18 protein-coding genes are annotated in these 20,606 nt (G+C 70.5%); 13 read left to right on the top strand and 5 right to left on the bottom strand.

The window, feature by feature from the left end; translation table 11 throughout:
* The first annotated feature begins 7 nt into the window (after positions 1-7).
* Together ACQP2X_RS04080 and ACQP2X_RS04085 are read left to right on the top strand one after the other, a co-directional pair.
* On the top strand, positions 8-1,126 hold the full coding sequence (locus ACQP2X_RS04080) for a GuaB3 family IMP dehydrogenase-related protein (protein ID WP_498694408.1): 1,119 nt from the start codon (positions 8-10) through the stop codon (positions 1,124-1,126).
* Positions 1,127-1,135: 9 nt separating this feature from the next.
* Positions 1,136-2,554 (top strand): M1 family metallopeptidase, encoded by a 1,419-nt coding sequence (locus ACQP2X_RS04085; protein WP_498694409.1) that lies wholly within the window; start codon positions 1,136-1,138, stop codon positions 2,552-2,554.
* Positions 2,555-2,557: 3 nt separating this feature from the next.
* Here ACQP2X_RS04085 and ACQP2X_RS04090 read toward each other — a convergent pair whose 3' ends face one another.
* A complete protein-coding gene (locus tag ACQP2X_RS04090) occupies positions 2,558-3,622 on the bottom strand; it encodes an LCP family protein (RefSeq protein WP_498694410.1) in 1,065 nt (354 codons plus the stop codon).
* 128 nt (positions 3,623-3,750) lie between these two features.
* On the opposite strand from ACQP2X_RS04090, the gene ACQP2X_RS04095 reads away from it, so the two are divergent.
* The 3 genes from ACQP2X_RS04095 to guaA all read left to right on the top strand — a co-directional run bounded on the left by ACQP2X_RS04095 (position 3,751) and on the right by guaA (position 8,118).
* The gene (locus tag ACQP2X_RS04095) at positions 3,751-5,532 is read left to right on the top strand and encodes a S8 family serine peptidase (RefSeq protein WP_498694412.1); all 1,782 of its coding nucleotides are present in this window, start codon (positions 3,751-3,753) and stop codon (positions 5,530-5,532) included.
* A gap of 104 nt (positions 5,533-5,636) precedes the next feature.
* Positions 5,637-6,557 (top strand): S8 family serine peptidase, encoded by a 921-nt coding sequence (locus tag ACQP2X_RS04100; RefSeq protein ID WP_498694413.1) that lies wholly within the window; start codon positions 5,637-5,639, stop codon positions 6,555-6,557.
* 13 nt (positions 6,558-6,570) lie between these two features.
* Positions 6,571-8,118, top strand: a complete 1,548-nt coding sequence (guaA, locus tag ACQP2X_RS04105) for a glutamine-hydrolyzing GMP synthase (protein ID WP_498694415.1) — start codon at positions 6,571-6,573, stop codon at positions 8,116-8,118.
* A 4-nt stretch (positions 8,119-8,122) separates the two neighbouring features.
* On the opposite strand, the gene ACQP2X_RS04110 is transcribed toward guaA, so the two are convergent.
* Positions 8,123-8,323: a PspC domain-containing protein gene (locus ACQP2X_RS04110; RefSeq protein ID WP_097322703.1), complete on the bottom strand. Its 201-nt coding sequence runs from the start codon at positions 8,321-8,323 to the stop codon at positions 8,123-8,125.
* Between the two features lie 204 nt (positions 8,324-8,527).
* Here ACQP2X_RS04110 and ACQP2X_RS04115 point away from each other — a divergent pair, with 204 nt between their 5' ends.
* The 3 genes from ACQP2X_RS04115 to ACQP2X_RS04125 all read left to right on the top strand — a co-directional run bounded on the left by ACQP2X_RS04115 (position 8,528) and on the right by ACQP2X_RS04125 (position 11,635).
* Complete coding sequence (locus ACQP2X_RS04115; RefSeq protein ID WP_498694417.1) at positions 8,528-9,478, top strand: NUDIX hydrolase; 951 nt, start codon at positions 8,528-8,530, stop codon at positions 9,476-9,478.
* Between the two features lie 4 nt (positions 9,479-9,482).
* A complete protein-coding gene (locus ACQP2X_RS04120; protein WP_498694420.1) occupies positions 9,483-10,451 on the top strand; it encodes an NUDIX hydrolase in 969 nt (322 codons plus the stop codon).
* Positions 10,452-10,753: 302 nt separating this feature from the next.
* Positions 10,754-11,635, top strand: coding sequence for a CDP-alcohol phosphatidyltransferase family protein (locus ACQP2X_RS04125; protein WP_498700800.1), 882 nt, complete (start codon positions 10,754-10,756; stop codon positions 11,633-11,635).
* A 41-nt stretch (positions 11,636-11,676) separates the two neighbouring features.
* Here the strand turns inward: ACQP2X_RS04125 and ACQP2X_RS04130 are convergent, their stop codons facing one another.
* Genes ACQP2X_RS04130 through ACQP2X_RS04140 form a run of 3 tightly spaced genes read right to left on the bottom strand, consistent with a single transcriptional unit; the run spans position 11,677 to position 14,711 of the window.
* Complete coding sequence (locus ACQP2X_RS04130) at positions 11,677-12,918, bottom strand: phosphatidylserine decarboxylase (RefSeq protein ID WP_498694421.1); 1,242 nt, start codon at positions 12,916-12,918, stop codon at positions 11,677-11,679.
* A gap of 18 nt (positions 12,919-12,936) precedes the next feature.
* Complete coding sequence (locus ACQP2X_RS04135; protein WP_498694423.1) at positions 12,937-13,287, bottom strand: hypothetical protein; 351 nt, start codon at positions 13,285-13,287, stop codon at positions 12,937-12,939.
* A complete protein-coding gene (locus ACQP2X_RS04140; protein ID WP_498694425.1) occupies positions 13,284-14,711 on the bottom strand; it encodes a PspC domain-containing protein in 1,428 nt (475 codons plus the stop codon). The genes ACQP2X_RS04135 and ACQP2X_RS04140 overlap by 4 nt, the downstream gene beginning before the upstream one ends.
* Positions 14,712-14,865: 154 nt before the next feature.
* Between ACQP2X_RS04140 and ACQP2X_RS04145 the strand changes: the two genes are divergently transcribed.
* The 5 genes from ACQP2X_RS04145 (at position 14,866) to ACQP2X_RS04165 (ending at position 20,601) form a co-directional block, all read left to right on the top strand.
* Positions 14,866-16,125 (top strand): PspC domain-containing protein, encoded by a 1,260-nt coding sequence (locus ACQP2X_RS04145; protein WP_498700802.1) that lies wholly within the window; start codon positions 14,866-14,868, stop codon positions 16,123-16,125.
* Positions 16,122-16,784 carry a response regulator gene (locus tag ACQP2X_RS04150; protein ID WP_498694426.1) on the top strand — a complete coding sequence of 221 codons (663 nt, stop codon included), beginning with the start codon at positions 16,122-16,124 and terminating at the stop codon, positions 16,782-16,784. Before ACQP2X_RS04145 ends, ACQP2X_RS04150 begins: the two co-directional genes overlap by 4 nt.
* A 227-nt stretch (positions 16,785-17,011) precedes the next feature.
* The gene (locus ACQP2X_RS04155; RefSeq protein WP_498694428.1) at positions 17,012-18,646 is read left to right on the top strand and encodes a peptide ABC transporter substrate-binding protein; all 1,635 of its coding nucleotides are present in this window, start codon (positions 17,012-17,014) and stop codon (positions 18,644-18,646) included.
* A 94-nt stretch (positions 18,647-18,740) separates the two neighbouring features.
* A complete protein-coding gene (locus ACQP2X_RS04160; RefSeq protein WP_498694432.1) occupies positions 18,741-19,670 on the top strand; it encodes an ABC transporter permease in 930 nt (309 codons plus the stop codon).
* Entirely contained in the window at positions 19,663-20,601 is a 939-nt protein-coding gene (locus tag ACQP2X_RS04165) for an ABC transporter permease (RefSeq protein ID WP_498694434.1), read from the top strand. Before ACQP2X_RS04160 ends, ACQP2X_RS04165 begins: the two co-directional genes overlap by 8 nt.
* Positions 20,602-20,606 lie beyond the last annotated feature (5 nt).

Consider the following 20,606-nt stretch of genomic DNA (forward strand, 5'->3'; position numbering starts at 1 on the left):
TTCGAGCATGCGCGACGTAGTGGAGATCGGTCTAGGCAAGACCGCCCAGCGGGGTTACCACCTGGACGACATCGCCATCGTCCCGAGCCGGCGCACCCGCGACGTGGACGACGTGTCCACCGAGTGGCGCCTCGACGCGTACCCCTTCAAGATCCCCTGCGTCGCGCATCCGTCCGACGCCACCATGAGCCCGGAGTCCGCGGTCGCCCTGGGGCAGCTCGGCGGCCTGGGCGTGCTCAACGCCGAGGGCCTCTGGACCAGGTACGAGGACCCGACCAAGATCCTCGAGGAGCTGGCCTCGCTCGACGAGGACGCCGACGCCACCAAGCGGCTCCAGGAGGTCTACTCCGAGCCGATCCGGCCCGAGCTGATCGCCGAGCGGGTGCGGGTCATGCGCGAGGGCGGCGTCACCGTCGCCGTCCGGGTGTCGCCGCAGCACACGCTGGCCCTGGCCCCGGTGGTGCTCGACGCCGGCGTCGACCTGCTCGTCATCCAGGGCACCCTGGTCAGCGCCGAGCACGTGTCCACCACGGACGAGCCGCTGAACCTCAAGGAGTTCATCGCCGACCTCGACCTGCCGGTGATCGTCGGCGGCTGTACGGACTACAAGACCGCCCTGCACCTGATGCGCACCGGCGCCGCCGGCGTGATCGTCGGCGTGGGCGCGGACGAGTGGTCCACCACCGACACCGTCCTCGGCATCCGGGTGCCGATGGCGTCCGCGATCGCCGACGCCGCGGCCGCCCGCCGCGACTACCTGGACGAGACCGGCGGCCGCTACGTTCACCTGATCGCGGACGGTGGCATCTCCACTTCGGGTGATATCGCTAAGGCGATCGGGTGCGGCGCCGACGCCGTGATGCTCGGCGAGCCCCTCTCGCTGGCCGAGGGAGCGCCCGCCGGAGGGGCCTGGTGGCACTCCTCGGCCAGTCACCCGCAGCTGCCCCGGGGTGGCTTCTGCATCGCCGGTGAGCCCGACGGCACCCTCGATGAGCTGCTGTTCGGCCCGGCCGACCGGCCCGACGGTCAGCTCAACCTGTTCGGCGGGCTGCGGCGCGCGATGGCCAAGTGCGGCTACAGCGACGTCAAGGAGTTCCAGAAAGTCGCGCTGGTCCTCGACCGCTAACCTCGCGCCATGAGGCGTGCAGCGATGGTGCTCGCGGTCACCCTGGTGGCCGCGAGCGGGTGTTCGGGAGACGACGGCAAACCCGCGCCGGCGGCCAGTGCTTCGTTCACCGGAGCCGCCGGGGCCGACGGGGCCGGCGATCCCTACTTCCCGAAGTACGGCAACGGCGGGTACGACGTCGGGGCGTACGACCTGAAGGTGAAGTTCGATCCGAAGACGGACGAGCTCGCCGGCACGGCCACCATCACCGCGACCGCCACCCAGGATCTGTCGTCGTTCAATCTCGACCTGTCGAAACTGGCCGTGAGCGACGTGACGGTCGACGGCGACAAGGCGACCTCATCGGTCTCCGGGGCCGAGCTCACCGTCACGCCGGCCGGCGGCATCGCCCGTGGCCGCGAGTTCACCACGGTCATCCGGTACGGCGGGAAGCCCTCCCGGCTCGGCAACGCCACACTGGGTGAGGGCGGCTGGCTCGAGACGCCGACCGGCGCGATCGCGCTGGGCCAGCCCGAGTCGGCCAGCACCTGGTATCCGGTGAACGACCACCCCTCGGACAAGGCGACCTGGCATCTGGAGATGACCGTACCGTCCGGGCTCGAGGCGATCAGCAACGGCGTGCAGGGCGCGCCCAGGAATGACGGCGGCTGGACCACGTGGACCTGGACCGAGAGCTCGCCCATGGCCAGCTATCTGTCCTACGTGGTGATCGGCCAGTACCGGATCACCAGGGCGACCCACGGCGGCAAGCCGATGATCACCGCGGTCGCCGAGTCGCTGCCGGCCGACGGGCCGGCCGCGGTGTCGATCGCCAAGACCGGCGAGATCACCGACTTCCTGGCCACCAAGTTCGGCCCTTACCCGTTCGACGCCAACGGCGGTGTGGTCGTCGACGAGCAGCGGATCGGCTACGCCCTGGAGACGCAGACCCGGCCGGTGTACGGCCCGTCGTTCTTCAGCGGAGGCGAGAACGAGACCGTCGTCGCCCACGAGCTGGCCCACCAGTGGTTCGGCGACAGTGTGGCCCTCGACCGCTGGCAGGACATCTGGCTCAACGAGGGCTTCGCCACGTACGCCGAGTGGCTGTGGGACGAGCACGAGAAGGTGCAGACCGTCGAGCAGGCCTTCGACGACACCTACGAGAACTACGGCTGGCTCCAGACGAACGAGACGACCGGCGACCCGGGCGCCAACCGGATCTTCGGCGACGCCGTCTACCAGCGCGGCGGCATGACCGTCTACGCGCTCCGCAAGACCATCGGCGATGCCGCCTTCGACAAGCTGCTCAAGCAGTGGACCACCCAGCATCGCGACGGCAACGCCACCACCGACGACCTGATCGCCCTGGCCGAGCAGGTCTCGGGCAAGCAGCTCGACGGCTTCTTCCAGAAGTGGCTCTTCGAGAAGACCAAGCCGCCGAAGCCGTAGGCCCTACTTGTCGACCAGCTTGGGGTGGCTTGCGAGATAGCCGGCGGCCCGGCCCTGGGCGACGGCGGTGACGAAGCCCTTGCCCTCGGAGGTCAGCCGCTCGCCGAGATAGCCGCTGCTTCCGGAGACGCCGTCGCCGGGCAGGGTGACCCGGGTGATGTTCTTCGCGGTCAAATTCCTCAGCGCGTACGCGTACTCGACCGGCCGCCGCCCGCCGAGGTAGACCAGCGTGTCGTCGAGCGCTTCGATGATGTTTTCCAGGGCGGCCGGGTCGTCGGCCAGGTCGCGGCTCAGCGCCTTGTCGAACAGGGCCGAGACCAGCTGCCGCTGGTGCCGCTGCCGGTCGTAGTCGCCGTTGGGCAGGCCGTAGCGCTGACGGGCGTAGTCGATCGCCTGCCAGCCGTTCAGGTGCCGCCGGCCGGCCTGATAGACCGCCTGCGGCCCGATGTAGTCGCCGCCGGAGAGCGGCCGCAGGGTGCCGTCCGGCTTGCGGTGCCGTGACTTGACCGTCTGGTCGATCACCAGGTCGACCCCGCCGAGCCGGGCCGTGAGCCGCTCCAGGCCGCCGAAGTTGAGGACAGCGCCGGCCTGGAACTCCTTGATGCCGGTGTACTGGCTGATCGTCTTCGAGAGCAGCGCGTAGCCCTGCTTGACGTCCCGCTTGTCGCCGGCGCCCCGGCTCATCGCCTCGGTGAGCTTGTGGGTGCCGCCGCTGTAGCTCACCCGCAGGTCGCGGGGCAGGGAGTAGAGGTAGGCCTTCTTCAGCCCGGGCTCGACGTGCAGCAGCATGATCGCGTCGGCGTGCGGTTGCCAGTCGGGGATGCTGACCCGGGTGTCCACACCGATCAGCAGCAGGTCGAGCGGGCCGGTGATGTCGGCGCCGGGCGACGGCGGCGGGGTGGTGGGGGCGGTGGTGGGTGGCGTGGTCGTCGGCTCGATCGAGAGCGCCGGGGCCGGCGCGGCCGCGGGCTCGTCGCCCGATCGGACCGCCCAGGCGATGCCGCCGCCGACGAGCAGAACCAGCGCGATCGCCGCGCCGATCCATAGACCAAGCCTGCTGTTCCGCATGGCGGAACAGTAATTGAGGATGATCACCAGCTCAACGCCCGCGGTGTCCCGCACTGTGAAACAGGTCATTGCGATTCACCCGAACGGCCGTACGCTGGCCGCCGCCATCAACGGGGGAGGCAGCTTCGATGAAGCTCACCAAACGACGGATCACCGTCGGCGCAATCGGCACGGCCGTCGTCGTGGCGATGACGAGCGTGACCACCTGGGCCCTGGCCGACACGCCGCAGTCGGGCTCGCCCGTGCGCCTGGTCGTCGGCTACAAGGACGGCGCCAACCGCGTCGCGGCCACCAACACTCTTTCCGCGGCCGGCGCCCGCAAGCTCAACGCGTCCACCGACAGCGCGGCCCTCGACCAGATCCGCGCGTCGACCGTGCAGGTTCCGGCCGCGCGCAGCAAGGCCACGATCGCCGCCCTGCGCAACGACCCGAACGTGGCCTACGTCGAGGTCGACCAGCGGCGCACGGCGACGCTGGTCCCGAACGACGAGGCCTACCAGGAGGGCGAGCAGCCCGAGATCGACGAGGTCCGCGCCCCGCTGGCGTGGGACACGACGACCGGCGGCGCCTCGCCCGTGAAGATCGCGGTCGTGGACACCGGCGTGAACGCGGTCGGCGATCTGGCCGGCGGCGCGGTCCTGGCCGGTTACGACTTCGTCAACAAAGACTCGTCCCCGGCCGACGACGCCGGTCACGGCACCGAGGTCGCCTCCCTGATCGCCGCCCGCGGCAACAACACCAAGGGCATGGCCGGTCTCTGCTGGACCTGCCAGATCATCCCGGTGAAGGTGCTCGACAGCCAGGGCGGCGGCTGGGACAGCGACGTGGCGGCCGGCATCACCTGGGCCGTGCAGCACGGCGCCAAGGTGATCAACCTGTCGCTCGGCGGACCCACCTCGTCGAAGGTGCTCTCCGACGCGGTGGCCTACGCCAACACGAACGCCGTGCTGGTCGTGGCCGCGGCCGGCAACCGGGTCAGCACCAGCGACCCGCTGACCAACCGTTCGTACCCGGCCGCCTACGGCGACGTGGTGGCCGTGGCCGCCACCGCCCAGCGGTCGAACGCGCTGGCCTCGTACTCCTACCGCAACAAGGCCGGTGACAACTGGGTCGACCTCGCGGCGCCCGGCACCGTGACGGCCATGGACCGGTTCGGCAACTACAACAACCAGGTCAACGGCACGTCGTTCGCGGCGCCGATCGTGTCCGGCATCGCCGGCCTGATCAAGGCGAAGAACCCGAGCTTCACCGGCTGGTCGCTGATGAACGCGCTGCAGAACTCGGCCGCGCAGCACAAGATCAGCGGCACCGGCGTCAACTACGGCAAGATCGACGCTCCGCACGCGCTGACCTACAACACCGACGTCACGGCGCCGCGTTCGACGGGCATCATCCCGTCGCAGAACGCGCTGGTCCGTGGCACGGCCACGATCACGGCGGGTGGCCTGACCGACAACAAGTCGGGCATCCGGCTGGTCCAGATGTTCGTCAACGGCGTCAACAAGGGCTACGCGGCCAAGGCGCCGTGGAGCGTCCCGCTCGTCACGAACGCGTACAACGGGCCGACCAAGATCCGCATGGTCGTCTGGGACAAGGCCGGCAACAAGTTCGAGCCGTCCGAGCGCACCGTGATCGTCGACAACGTGGCCCCGGTCGTGAAGATCACCTCGGCCCCGAAGAGCGGCTCGAAGATCACCGGCACCGTGACGATCAAGTTCGCCGCCTCCGACGCCCGCGGGCTCAAGGTGACCCAGCTGCTGATCAACGGCAAGGTGTCGCAGGTGCGGTCGACGACCACCCCGTTCACCTTCAAGGCGACCTCGGTGCCGAACAACACCACGGTGCAGGTGCGGTCGTACGACAAGGCCGGAAACGCGGGCCTCTCGGCGAAGTACACGTACAAGAGGTGAACAACCTGACCGCAACCGGGAGGGACCGGAACGGTCAGTGAGCGAACCGAAGTGAAGGGAGCCGGCCACTCAGGCCGGCTCCCTTTCGCTGTGGAGGTTCTCGCGTGCTTGGTCGGGTCGGAAAGCTCTTCGCTGGTCTGCTGGCCGGCGCCGCGATGTTCGTGGCGCCCACCGGGGACGCCGCGATGGCCTCGGCCGACGGCTGGTCGAAGCCGAACGACCCGGCCTTCTCGACCCAGTGGGGCCTCAAGCAGACGCGCGTCGACCAGGTGTGGAACACCCTTCGCGGCAACACGCGGGTGATCGTCGCCGTGCTCGACACCGGCGTGAACCCGCTGCCCGACCTGCGCACCCGCATGCTGCCCGGCTACGACTTCGTCAACGGCGACAACAACCCGGCCGACGACAACGGCCACGGCACGATGGCGGCCGGCGTGGTCGCCGCGGGCGGCGCCAACCGCACCGGCATCGCCGGCATCTGCTGGAACTGCCGCATCCTGCCGGTCAAGGTGCTCAACGCCAAGGGCAGCGGCAGCTACACCGCCATCGCCCAGGGCATCCGCTTCGCGGCCGACCGTGGCGCGCGCGTCATCAGCCTGTCGCTGGGCGGCAACGCCGACAGCAGCCTCCTGCGCGACGCGGTGAGCTACGCCGAGGGCAAGGGCGCCCTGATCGTCGCGGCGGCCGGCAACAAGGGCGTCTCGGCCCCGCACTATCCGGCGGCCATCCCGTCGGTCCTGGCCGTCGGCGGCGTCACCTCCACCGGCGCCCGCTACAGCTGGTCCAACTACGGCTCGTGGGTCGACGTGACCGCCCCCGGCTGCAACCCGGCCCAGGGTCCGTCGGGCGCGATCGGCCAGTACTGCGGCACCTCGTCGGCCGCCCCGTTCATCGCCGGCGTGGCCGGCCTGCTCGCCTCGTCACCGTCGCAGCCGACCGCCGCCCGGATCCGTGCGGCCATCGTCGCCACCAAGACCATGCCGTCGGGCCGGGTCGACGCTCTCCGGGCCCTGCAGGCGCTCTAGGTAAACTCTCGGGGTGAGTACACCCCGCCCCGTTCTCGTCGTCGACTTCGGCGCCCAGTACGCCCAGCTGATCGCCCGCCGCGTCCGCGAGGCGCGGGTCTACTCGGAGATCGTCCCGCATTCGATGCCGGTCGCCGAGATGCTGGCGAAGAACCCGGCCGCGATCATCCTGTCCGGCGGCCCGTCCAGCGTCTACGAGCCGGGCGCGCCCGTGCTCGACCCGAGCCTGTTCGACAACGACGTGCCCGTCTTCGGCATCTGCTACGGCTTCCAGGCCATGGCGCAGGCGCTGGGCGGCACGGTCGCGCACACCGGCTCCCGGGAGTATGGTCGCACCCTGCTCAGCGCGCAGGGCGGCACCCTGCTGCGCGAGCTCCCCGACGACCTGCCGGTCTGGATGAGCCACGGCGACAGCGTGGCCGTGGCCCCGCAGGGCTTCGCGGTGACCGCGTCGACGCCGGGCGCCCCGGTGGCCGCGTTCGAGGACTTGACGGCCAAGCGGGCCGGTGTGCAGTTCCACCCCGAGGTGGCGCACACGGTGCAGGGACAGGAGATGCTCAAGCGTTTCCTGTACGACATCGCGGGCATCGAGCCCACCTGGACCTCCTCGAACATCATCGACGAGCAGGTGGCCGTGATCCGCGAGCAGGTCGGCGACAAGCAGGTGATCTGCGGCCTCTCCGGTGGTGTCGACTCGGCGGTCGCCGCCGCGCTCGTCCACAAGGCCATCGGCGACCAGCTGACCTGCGTCTTCGTCGACCACGGCCTGCTGCGCGCGGGCGAGGCGGAGCAGGTCGAGAAGGACTTCGCGGCCGCCCTGGGCATCCGGCTCAAGGTGGTCGACGCGGCCGACACGTTCCTGGGCCACCTGGCCGGGGTGACCGACCCCGAGCAGAAGCGCAAGATCATCGGCCGTGAGTTCATCCGCGCCTTCGAGGCCGCGGCCCGCGAGCTCGACGCCGAGCGCCATGTCGAGTTCCTCGTGCAGGGCACCCTCTACCCCGACGTGGTGGAGTCCGGCGGCGGCACCGGCACGGCCAACATCAAGTCGCACCACAACGTGGGCGGCCTGCCCGACGACCTCCAGTTCGCGCTGATCGAGCCGCTGCGCACCCTCTTCAAGGACGAGGTGCGGGCGCTCGGCAGGGAGCTGGGCCTGCCCGACGAGATCGTCCAGCGCCACCCGTTCCCCGGCCCGGGCCTGGCCATCCGCATCATCGGCGCCGTCGACCGGGAGCGGCTCGACCTGCTCCGCGCGGCTGACCTGATCGCCCGCGAGGAGCTGACCGCGTCCGGCCTCGACCGTGACGTCTGGCAGTTCCCGGTGGTGCTGCTGGCCGACGTGCGCAGCGTCGGCGTGCAGGGCGACGGGCGCACCTACGGTCACCCCGTGGTGCTGCGGCCGGTGTCGAGCGAGGACGCCATGACCGCCGACTGGTCCCGCCTGCCCTACGACGTGATCGCCAAGATCTCGACCCGGATCACCAACGAGGTCCGTGAGGTCAACCGGGTCGTGCTCGACGTGACGAGCAAGCCGCCGGGCACCATCGAGTGGGAGTGACCGCTCACCACTCTTCCGGCATCAGGAACCACATCAGGGGATAGGCGAGCAGGGCCGCGCCCCAGGTGGCGGCGGCCAGCACGACGAAGGCGACCCGGACCAGCACCGGGTCGATGCCGAAGTAGCGGCCGATGCCGCTGCACACGCCGGCCCCGACACGGTCGTCCTTGGGGCGGCGCAGGAGCTTGTAGGGTGCCTCGTTCATGCCCCCATAGTGGGACTGGGCGAGGCCCTACGACCTCGGTGAAGGCCCGGATACGTACCCTGAAATGATGGTTACGGGTCGTGGTCGATCTAGTGCACGTTGTTCGGAGCAACGCTCTGATCAGGGATTACTCAGCGCGAGCACCCTGTCAGGAATCCGACAGATGTTTTCTGCAGTTAACATATTCCGGGCAGAATGCCGCCCGTGACCCCCGCACTCGAACCGCTCCGCCGGATCGCCGCCTACGCCGTCGCCCGAGACGACGAGGGCCGCGTGCTGCTGGTCCGGGCCTCCAGTAAGTCCGGCACGCCGGGCGTCTGGTCCCTGCCCGGTGGCGCCGTCGACCACGGCGAAGATCCCAATCACACCGTCGTCCGCGAGACGGCCGCCGAGACCGGACTGTCGGTGGCCGTCTCCGGCCTGCGCGACGTCCTGGCCGACATGCGCGCGCTGCCGCACCGTGGCGTCACGATCCACACCGACCGCCTCATCTACGAGGTGTCGATCAGGGGTGGGACGCTCGTGGACCGCGTCGGCCACCCCACCGACCTGGCCCGCTGGCACACGCTGGAAGAGGCCGAGCGTCTCAAGCTGCGGCAGTTCACGGCGAACGCCCTCGGCCTGGGCGGCGCCTCGGCCGACCTACGGCCCGAGCCGGCGCCCACGTTCCCGTCCTTCTACGCCTATCCCGGCCCGGACGGGCTGCATCGGGCCCAGCGCTTCGCGGCGTACGCCATCGCCACCGACCCGCAGGACACCAGCCTCCTGCTGACCCGCATCGCGCCCGGCTATCCGGGTGAGGGCCGCTGGCACCTGCCCGGCGGCGGCACCGACTACGGCGAGCAGCCCGGCACGGCGCTGATCCGCGAGCTCGTCGAGGAGACGGGCCAGGAGGGCCGGCTGGTGGAGTTGCTGGGCGTGGCCAGCCACCGCGACGCGGCGTCGCTCGGTCCCGAGGGCTACCCGATCGACTGGCACGGCGTGCGCGCCTTCTACCGGGTGATCGTCGACGCCCCGACCGAGGTGATCGTCAAGGACGTCGGCGGTTCGACCTCCGAGGCCCGCTGGATGCCGGTCAAGCAGGTGGCCGACCTGGCCGAGGACGAGCTGACCGAAGTGACGGCGGAGGCGCTGCGAAAGGCGCGGCTAATCTGATCGAGTGAAGATCAGACGCGTCGGGGCCTACGGAATCTGCCGCGACGAGGCCGGGCGGGTGCTCCTCGCCCGGAACTCGCCGCGCAGCGAGTTCCCCGGCTTGTGGACCTTGCCCGGCGGCGGCGTCGAGCAGGGCGAGCACCCGGCCGACGCGGTGGTGCGAGAGTTCGCCGAGGAGACCGGTTTAGAGGTACGCCTCGACGCGCTGCACGCAGTCACAGCCGACGTCTTCCCCTTGTCGAGCGGCCACCTGGAACACACCGACCGCATCATCTACGACGTCACCGCCACCGCCGGCACCCTGCGCAACGAGGCCGAGGGCACCACCGAGCTCGTCGAGTGGGTCGCCGACCCCGCCGCCCTGCCCTTGATGCCGTTCACCGCAGCCGCCCTCGACCTCACCCCTAACTCCCCTTCGCCCAACATTTCCGAAAAGTCGGGCGAAATGGGCGGGGTTGATGGAGGTGGACTCAGGGAAGCGGGCGCTGGCGAGGCTGCGGCCGCGGGCGCAGAGCCGGCGCGGACTGGGCCGGTGCAGCGGTTTGGGGCCTATGGGGCGGCTTCGGACCCGGAAGGGCGAATTCTGCTCACGCGGATCGCCGAGGGATATCCCGGGGCGGGGCGCTGGCATGTGCCGGGTGGGGGCACCGATCACGGGGAGACGCCTGAGGTGGCTCTGGCCCGGGAGGTCTTCGAGGAGACCGGACAGCACGGGCGGGTGACCGGGCTGGTGGAGATCTCGCACCGGTATGACCCGGCGGCCGTGGGGCCCGAAGGGGTGCCGGTCGACTGGCATGTCATCCGGGTTCTGTTCCGGGTAGAGGTCGACACGCCGACCGAACCGGTGGTCAAGGAGGTCGACGGTTCGACCGCTGAGGCCCGCTGGTTCACGCTGGCCGAGGCCGGGCGGCTGGCGCTCACCGAACCGGCGGCCGTCGCCGTAGCCCGAATCGGGGCGGAACGGGCGAGTTAGAATCGTTATCCGGGACGGGCCGCGAGAACGACCCTCCCGGACCCACCCGGCCAAGGAAAGACCCGGAGGAGCACCTGCCAACGACTGTCGATCGACTTCTCGCCAAGGTCGTCCGGCTGTGCGATGGTGTACACCGCGAATTTCCCCGGTCCGCGTGTGCGGCGGGCTACCGGGCCACAACCCACCGCAAACATGCAGGTGGGCCACCTATCCCATGGAGGAAGCACGTGCCGAGATCCCCTTGGCGCCGGCGTCGGTCGACGGATAGCCCCCGTCCCGCCGGTCGTCGTTGGGCAGGCCGTCTGCGCCGCGGAGGAACCATCGCGCGGCAGGCCCTGATGGTGCGGGTCGGCCGCCGGAACGCTGAGTCCGGCCGAGCCGCCACCGCCACCAGGGCAGAAGTCATCTACACCGGTGCCGAGCACGGGCGGGTCCTCGGGCCGGCCGCTCCGCACCTGGCGATCCCGTCGGTCGTCACCGAGGAGGCCGCGGAGGTCTCCCTGCTGCCCGGCGAGCACACCGCCGCCCGCAAGGTGCGGTTCGCCATCGTCAACGGCTGCACCATCGCCAGCCTGGCCCTCGGCCTGACGGCGATCTTCCTGGCGATGCACGGCGACGTCCGCCTGGCCGCCGCCTGCCTGGTCGCCTGCGTCGCGTTCGACGGCCTCGACGGCGCGCTGGCCCGCAAGCTCGGCGTCTCCAGCCCGTTCGGCGCCCAGATGGACTCGCTGGCCGACATGTGTTCGTTCGGCCTGGCCGCGCCCGTCGTGGTCTACGCCTCGCTGGCCCACACGGTGCCGACCCCGGCCGCCGCCGTGGCCTGCGTGCTCGTCGCGGCCTGCGCCGCGATCCGGCTGGCCCGCTTCAACGTCTCGCCCAAGGACGGCAAGTTCTTCTGCGGCGTGCCGACCACCATGGTGGCCGCGGTCCTCGCGGTGTCCGTGCTGATCGGCCTGCCGCTTCCGGGCCTGGCCCTGCTCGGCGGGGTGGCACTGCTGGCCTTCGCCATGGTGTCGAGCTTCCCGTACGCCAAACTGGCCCGCCTCCTGCGGCTTCCGGCCTGGCTGTGGCTGCTGCCGATCGTCGGTGCCCTGGTCGACGCCCGTCTGACCTTCGTGATGGTCGTGGTGGCGTACCTGCTCAGTGGCCCGGTCCTCTGGATGCGCCAGAGAACAACCGCGTAAGGAAAAGGCCGCCGAGAGGCGGCCTTTTTCATATCCGGAAGTCAGAGCCAGCGGGCGATCACCGAAGAACCGCCGATGACCTTGTCGTTGACGGCGACCAGCGGCTCGGCCGCCCCGGCCGGCAGGTAGACGTCGGTGCGGGAGCCGAACCGGATCAGGCCCATCCGCTCGCCCTTGGCGACCAGCGTGCCGACCGGGGTGCGCTGCACGATGCGACGGGCGATCAGACCGGTCCGCTGGGCCACCACGACCGTGCCGCGCTCGGTGTCGAGCACCGTGTAGGCGGCCACGTTGTGCTCGGCCGCGGCGGTCATCGCGTTCGCGTAGCCGCCCTCCTCGACGAAGAAGTCGGACACCCGGCCCGCCACCGGCACCCGGTTGACGTGCACGTCGAGGACCGACAGGAAGACCGCGATCCGCAGGAACTCGCCACCGCCGAAACGCTCGTCGGTCATCCGCTCGACCGACAGCACCCGCCCGTCGGACGCGGCCACCACGGCCGAGGCGTCGTCCGGCACGTCGCGCTCGGGGTCGCGGAAGAACGCCGCGACCGGGGCCGCGGCCAGCGCCGGCAGCAGCCACAGCTTCGACTTGGGCCGGGCCCGGCGGGCCAGCGCGGCCAGTCCGAGCGCGATGCCGGCGGCGGCCACGCCGTTGGAGTCGATGTGCATCGAGCGGGTCACCGGCACGCTGGACGGCCGGTAGGCCGGGGCGAGCGTGGCCGCCACCCGCGGGTCGGCCGCGGTGAACCGCAGCTTGTGCACCCGCAGCGGCGGCTGGTTGCGCAGCACCAGGTCGGAGCCGACACCGAACAGCGCGCCCTGCCGGAACAGCTCGGCCGCCGCCCCACCGGTGCGGCCCGGCGTGGCCGGGGTGGCCACGGTCAGCACGGCGCCCTCGTTCAGATATTTCCCCAGGCGGTCGAGCAGGACCCGGACCTCGTCGGCGGTGCCGGTGAGCGGCTCGCCCACGATCACCACGTCGGCCGGCTCGGCGTCTTCGAGCGCGTCGACCACCCGCACCCGGTCGGCGATCCAGCTGCCCAGCCCGGTGATGTGGTCGCGCAGCAGGTCGGCCGTGCTGCGCTCGCCGGCCACCAGGGTCAGCTTGTCGGCCGGCAGCAGGGCCTCGACCGCGGCCGCCACCACCTCGGTGGCGTGGTCGGCGGCGAACACCAGGGCGGTGGTGGGCGCGTTGTGCCGGGCGAACTCGGCGGTCAGGGCCCGGGCGGCGACGGGGCCGACCCCGGCGATCGGAGCGTTGGACACCACGGGGTACGTCATGGCAACGAGCATATGGGGCTACTTCTCCGGTGACGCGGGGTGCTCCTTGGTGAACCGCTCGGACGGCTCTTCGAGGAGCTCCCGGACGATCGACGCGTGCATCTCCGGCGGGAGGTCGCCGGGGATCTCCGGCGCCGGCGCCTCGGCCGGCACGGCGGTCGCCATGACCGGCTCGGGCGTGGCGCCCCGGGCCGACCGGAGCGCGCCGAGCAGGCCGATCACGCCGAAGACGATCAGGCCGCCGGCCACCAGCCAGCCCACCGCGGGCAGGTGGACGGTGACCACCGCCGACACCGCCCACCAGGCGACCACGAGCAGGAACAGGATGCCGAAGCTGAGCGAGACGCCGTCGGCGCGGTGTGGCCTCATCGGTGCACCTCCAGGTTGCCCGCGTCGAGCCGCAGGTCGAGCTTGAGCGTGCCGCCTCCGGCCCCGTCGGGGCCGAGGTCGGTCAGGTCCTCGTTGCTGAGCGACTCGCCCTCGAAGGTCTTGCCGAAGACCTCGGCCCGGCCGTTCTGGACCTGGAGGGACGCGGTCGCGTCGACGGTCGGCGGCAGCAGCACCCGCACCTGGCCGAACTTCATGTTCACGGTGATCGTCTGCTGCTGCCCGGCGAAGTCGATCTGCCGGAGGTCGATGGTGGCGTCGCCCAGTGTGAAGTCGTACCGGTCGGCGACCTGGGTCAGGGTGGTCGGCCGGTAGACGCTGTTGGCCACGTCGTCGCCCCAGCGCTCGGAGCCGGTCGAGGCGAACAGGCCCATCGTGGCGATCAGGCCGAGCGCGATCAGGCCGCGGGCCCGGCCGAGCCAGGTGCCGACGATCAGGCCGGCCGCGATGGTGGCCAGCGCCGCCGCGAAGTAGGCCGAGACGGCGATGCTGGCGCCGGCGGTGTCGATCGCGGCCATCACGCCCATCACCACGATCAGCGCGAAGAAGGTGAGGCGGCCCAGCTTGGAGCGTTCCTTCGGCTTTTTCGGCGGTTTGGGGGCGGGCGGTGCCGGAGGTCCGGGTGGATAGGTGGCCGGTGTGGGCCGGGCGTACGGCCCATGGGGCGCGAACGGAGGCCGATAGGCGCCGGGCGGCGGCGCGAAGGGCGGCGCGAACGCCGACGTCGGGGGAGCCGGCGTCTCGACCGGCGGGATCGGGGCGGTGACCGGCTCGACGGGCGGCTCGGCGGCCGCGGGCGACGTGGCCGTGGGCGCCGGGTCAGCGGTCTTTTCCGGAGCCGCGGGCGGCGCGGCGAACTCCGCGGTGCCGAAGCCGGCCGCCGGGAACGGGTCGGACGGGGGCGGCGGCGGAGGTGTGGCGGACGAGTGGGAGCTCGACCGCTTGATCAGGATGATCGCGCCGAAGATGACCGCGCAGGCCAGCAGGCTGGCCCGCACCCCGTCCTGCACGATGAAGGCGAACGAGAGCACGGCCGCGCCACCGAGGACCACCACCGAGATCGGGGTCATGCCGGCCCGGCCCTTGCCGAGCAGCGACTCGATCGGCGAGGCGGTGTCGCCCTCGGCCGGGATGATCAGCCAGCCGATGAGGTAGAGCAGCACGCCGACACCGCTGATCACGCCGAGCACGGCGAACAGCACGCGCCACAGCACCGGGTCGGTGTTCGTGGCCCGGGCCAGGGCGCCGGAGACGCCGGCCAGGTAGCGGCCCTGACGCGGGCGGACCAGCTTGTCCCGTGAGAAGGGCGGCCCACCGGCCCACGGCGGGGCGTTGCGGTCCGCGGTGGGAGGGGCCTGAGTTCCCTGTGTGGGGGCGCCCTGCGGTTCGGCAGCTTCCTCGTTCATGGCATCGATCCTCGCCCCTCGGGCACCCGAGACGCTTCCGGCGGCGACCCTGAGGCCACCCTGAGATCCGGGCCGCCGGATACCAGGGGAAGTTCCCCGTGGTCCGCGCGGCCGGAACGTGTGACGATCGGAGGGACACAACCGAGGAGGAGCCATCAGCGCCGCCGCCGCACCGCCCACCCGCCGCCTGTCCAGGCCGCGCGACCACCGCATCATCGCGGGCGTCGCGTCCGGGCTCGCGCAGCACCTCGGTGTGCCCGTGCTGGCCGTGCGCATCGCCCTGGTCGTCCTGCTTGGCTTCAACGGCCTCGGCCTTTTGCTCTACGCGGCCTTCTGGGCCGTGCTGCCCCAGCAGATCCCGGCCGCCGGCGAGCCGGCCAAGCGCCGCGACCTGGCCATGCTGCTGCCGTTCGGCGCCATCGGCCTCGGCGTGATCCTGCTGCAGGCACTGGTCTTCGAGGACAACGTGGCCGGCACCGTGGGCTGGCTGATCGCCGTGGTCGCGGTCGGCGCCGGCATCATCTGGCACCAGGCCGACCCCACGCGTCGCCAGTGGGGCGCCAACATGCCGCAGACGCCCTGGCTGGCCGCCGTGGTGGCCGAGAGCGACAGGCGTTTCTTCCTGCTGCGCTTCATCGGCGGTGGCGTGCTGGTCGCGACCGGCGTCATCGGCGTGGTCGCGGTCTATGCGCCGGCCGGCAGCCTCACCTCGGTCATCAACGGCGTGATCTTCGCGCTGGTCGGCCTGCTCGGCGTGGGCGTGGTGGCCGCTCCGCTGCTGTGGCGCATGTTCAACCAGCTCCGGGCCGAGCGCGAGGGCCGCATCCGTGAGCAGGAGCGGGCCGAGGTGGCCGCGATGATCCACGACCAGGTGCTGCACACGCTGGCCCTGATCCAGCGCAACTCGGCCGACATCAAAGAGGTGCAGCGGCTGGCCCGTGGCCAGGAGCGCAGCCTGCGCAACTGGCTCTACAAGCCGACCGCGTCGCCCACCGAGCGGTTCGCGGCCGCGCTCGAGCAGGCCGCGGCCGAGGTCGAGGACACCTACGCGATCAGTGTCGAGACCGTGGTGGTCGGCGACACCGAGTGCGACGAGCGGGTGGCGGCCCTGGTCGCCGCGGCGCGTGAGGCCCTGGTCAACGCGGCCCGCCACGCCGGCGTGCAGACCGTGTCGCTCTACGCCGAGGTCGAGCCGGACGAGCTCAGCGTCTTCGTCCGCGACCGCGGCGCCGGCTTCGAGCTCCAGGGTGTGCAGGAGTCGCGGCACGGCGTGCGAGGCTCGATCATCGGACGGATGCAGCGTCACGGCGGCAAGGCGGAGATCCGCAGCGCCGTCGGCGACGGCACAGAGGTCCGGCTGACGCTTCCCGTGTCGCGGGACAGCGTGACGGCCGGTAAGGAGGCAGCACGATGACCGAGCCCGCGAGCGAGAGCCGGCGGCTCACCGTCTTCCTGGTGGACGACCACGCGATGTTCCGCGCGGGAGTGCGCGCCGAGCTCGGCGCGCACGTCGACGTCATCGGCGAGGCCAGCACGGTGGCCGAGGCGGTCAGCAAGATCGCGGCGGCCGAGCCCGACGTGGTGCTGCTCGACGTGCACATGCCCGACGGTGGTGGCCGCGCGGTGCTCGACGCGATGCGGCGCACCCATCCGCACGTGCGGTTCCTGGCGCTGTCCGTCTCCGACGCGGCCGAGGACGTGATCGGCCTGATCCGGGCCGGCGCCCGGGGCTACGTGACCAAGACGATCTCGCCGGACGAGCTGGCGGCGGCGATCCGCCGGGTGGCCGACGGCGACGCCGTCTTCAGCCCGCGGCTGGCCGGCTTCGTGCTCGACGCCTTCGCCTCCCGGCCCGACGTGCCGGTCGCCGACCCGGAGCTCGACCAGCTCACCAACCGCGAGCGCGAGGTCCTGCGCCTGTTGGCGCGCGGTTACGCGTACAAGGAGATCGCGAAGGAGTTGTTCATCTCGATCAAGACCGTCGAGACGCATGTCTCGAACGTCCTGCGCAAGCTCCAGATGAGCAACCGTTACGAATTGTCACGTTGGGCGGCGGATCGACGGCTCGTCTGAACGGTCCGAAAGCGAGCGCTGCGGTGGGTTGCGGCGTGTGCACCGAACGACGTTTTCCCAGCTAGAGACGGTTCCTTATATCGAAGAACCGGTCGGGGAGCAAGCGTGGCACCGGGCCTGTCTAATATCGGCTTGGTAACGGGGCCTTGGCTGTCATTGGCTCTGTGTCACAGTTGCTGGCGACTCACACGACCCCCGTGAGCGCCCCTGAAGGAGGCACCCACCCCATGCCTGGGAAAATGCCATGGAAGATGGCGGCCGGAGCGGCCGCCATCGTCTTGTTGGCGTCCGGCTGCAGCGGTAGTTCCTCGGACGACGCCGAAGCTCTGCCGAACAGCATCAGCATCGGCATCGTCGAGCCGACGAGCCTGATCCCGTCCAATGTGGTGGAAACGGGCGGCTCGCAGGTGCTGGCGTCGCTGTACTACCCGCTCGTGCGATTCAACGCGAACAGCGAGCCCTACGTGGTCGCCGCTCAGTCGATCACGCACGACAAGAGCAACCGGGTCTGGACGATCAAGCTCCGGCCGGGCTTCACCTTCAGCAACGGCGAACCGGTCACGGCAGACAACTACATCAACGCCTGGAACTACGGGGCGTACGGCCCGAACGGCCAGCTCGCGTCGTACTTCTACAGCCGGATCCAGGGCTTCGCCGACCTCCAGTCCAAGGACCCGGACGACGAGGGCCCGGCCGAGGCGCCCGAGCCCAAGGCCAAGACGCTGAGCGGCCTCAAGAAGGTCAACAACACCACCTTCACGGTCACGCTCTCCGCGGGCTTCGCCGGCTGGGAGTCGGTGATGGGCTACGACGCGTTCTACCCGCTGCCGAAGGCGGCGTGGGAGAGCGAGGGCGTGCTCAAGAAGGAGTTCGCCGACGCGCCGATCGGCAACGGGCCCTTCAAGATCAAGGGCAAGTGGCAGCACGACCAGCAGATCCAGGTCGAGAAGGTCGCCGACTTCAAGGGCACGATCCCCAAGGTCAACGGCATCACCTGGAAGATCTACCAGGACCTGACGACGCAGTACAACGACCTGGTGGCGGGCAACCTCGACGTCGAGACCCAGATCCCCGTCGAGAGCCTCTCGCAGGCCTCCGGCGACCTGGGCCCGCGTTTCCTCAAGAGCCCGAGCTCCGGCTTCGCGTTCGTCGCCTTCCCGATGTACGACGCGAAGTACAAGAGCCCGCAGGTGCGGCGGGCCATCTCGATGGCGATCAACCGTGAGGAGATGACCGAGCAGGTCTTCCTCGGCTCGGAGACCCCCGCCACCTCGTTCGTCTCGCCCGTGCTCCAGGACGCCCGCAAGGACACCTGCAAGCAGAACTGCGAGTACAACCCCGTCAAGGCCCGGCAGATGTACGACGCCGCGAACGGCCCGAGGGAAATCAAGATCACGTACAACGCGGACGGCGGCCACAAGCCCTGGATCGACGCGATGTGCAACCAGATCAAGTCGGCGCTCGGCGTCAACTGTGTGGGCGTCACCGTGCCCAAGCTGACCGACCTGCTGGCCAAGGTCCGCGCCCACGAGGACGTCGGCATGTACCGCCTCGCCTGGTCGATGGACTACCCGCTGATGGAGAACTACCTCGGCCCGCTGTACACCAGCGACGGCTCCTCGAACTACGGCGGTTACAAGAACACGACGTTCGACAACCTGGTCAAGCAGGGCTCCGAGGCGCCGACGATCGCGCAGGCCACGAAGTACTGGCAGAACGCCGAGGACATCCTGGCCCAGGACATGCCGGTGCTGCCGCTGCGGTTCAGCCAGAACGTCTTCGGACACTCGGAGCGGGTCACCGACGTGACCATGGACCTGTTCGCCAAGGTGGACATCTACAAGATCGATATCGCCAGTTAGTCTGACCGCTTCTACGGTTGTGGCGCCACGGAGCAGGTGAAACCGTGGCGCCACCGCTGTGTTCCACCCCTTCGGCCCAAGAGGCTTCACCCACATGTTCCGCTACATCGTGCGGCGCCTGCTCCAGATGGTGCTCACCTTCTTCGGGGCCACGTTCCTCGTGTACGCGCTGATGTTCGCCAACCAGGACGACCCCTATCAGGCCCTGGTCGGCGAGCGCCCGCTCAGCGAGAGCCAGCGGGCCGCGCTGAACGCGCAGTACCACCTGGACGACCCCTTCCTCGTGCAGTACTGGCACTACGTGCGGGGCCTGCTCACCGGCGACCTCGGCACCTCGCTGACCCAGCGCCGCCCGATCAGCGAGATGCTGGCCGAGGCCTGGCCCATCACGATCAAGCTGGCGCTGCTGGCGGTCCTGATCGCGGCCGTCATCGCGGTCTCGGCCGGCGTGCTCTCCGGCATCCGCCGCGGCGGCGTGTTCGACAACGTCACGCTGGTGATCACCCTGATCGTGCTGGCCCTGCCGGTCGTGGTGCTGGCCCCGGTGGCCCAGGTGGTCTTCGGCGTCCAGCTCGGCTGGTTCCCGGTGACCGTCACCCGCGACGCCGGGCTGTGGGACCTGCTGCTGCCCGCGCTGGTGCTGGGCACCCTGGTGATCGCGACCGAGTTGCGGGTCACCCGCTCCTCGGTGGCCGAGAACATGCGGGCCGACTACGTGCGTACGGCCCGGGCCAAGGGTTTGACGAACAAGCGGGTGATCGGCGCCCACGTGCTGCGCAACTCGCTCATCCCGGTGATCACGCTGATCGGCGTCGACATCGGCGCCCTCATGTCGGGCGCCATCGTCACCGAGGGCGTCTTCAACATCCCCGGCGTCGGCTTCAACCTGTTCCGCGGCATCCGCGCCGAGGACGGCCCGCTGGTGGTCGGCTTCGTGAGCGTTCTGGTGATCGTCTTCCTGGTGATCAACCTGATCGTCGACCTGCTGTACGCCGCTCTCGACCCCAGGATCCGCTATGAGTGACCTCAACGCCGTCACCGCGGCCGAGGCGCCCGGCCCGGCGCCGACCCGCCCCCGCCACGGCAGCTCGCCGGCCAAGCCGCGCAGCCTGGCCGGTGACGCGTGGCTCGACCTGCGCTCCAGCAAGATCTTCTGGGTGGCGGCGGTGCTGGTCGCGGTCATCCTGCTGATGGCGGTCTGGCCGTCGCTGTTCACCTCGGCCGACCCGCGCGACTGCGTGCTGGCCCACAAGAACGCCGGCTCGGCCGGCGGTGCGCCCTTCGGGTACGACTTCCAGGGCTGCAACGTCTACGCCAAGACCATCTACGGCGCGCGCGACTCGCTGATCGTCGGCCTGTTCGCCACCCTGATCGCCGGCGTCATCGGCCTGTTGTTCGGCCTGGCCGCCGGCTATTACGGCGGCTGGCTCGACGCGGTGCTGTCCCGCTTCATCGACGTGATGCTCGGCGTCCCGTTCCTGCTGGCGGCGATCGTGCTGGCCAAGCGGTTCTCGGCCGACCCGGACGCCGACGGCCTGCTGGCGGTCACCCTGACCCTCGGGCTGCTCGGCTGGACGACGTCGGCCCGGGTGATGCGCTCGGCCGTCATCTCGGCCAAGGGCCAGGACTACGTGGCGGCGGCGCGCATGCTCGGGGCCAGCCCCGGGCGCCAGATGTTCCGGCACATCCTGCCCAACTCGATCGGCCCGTTCCTGGTGGTGCTGACGATCCTGCTCGGCGTCAACATCGCCAGCGAGTCGACGCTGTCGTACCTCGGTGTGGGGCTCAAGGGCGACGCCATCAGCTGGGGCATCGCGATCGCCGAGGCCGGGCCCTACATCCGTACGACTGCGGCGCCTTTGATCTGGCCCTCGGTCTTCCTCGCGGTGACGGTGCTCGCCTTCATCATGCTCGGCGACGCCATCCGCGACGCCTTCGACCCGAAGCTGCGGTGACCGAT

This window comes from Actinoplanes sp. CA-131856 (assembly GCF_050956135.1).
Classification (GTDB): Bacteria; Actinomycetota; Actinomycetes; order Mycobacteriales; family Micromonosporaceae; genus Actinoplanes.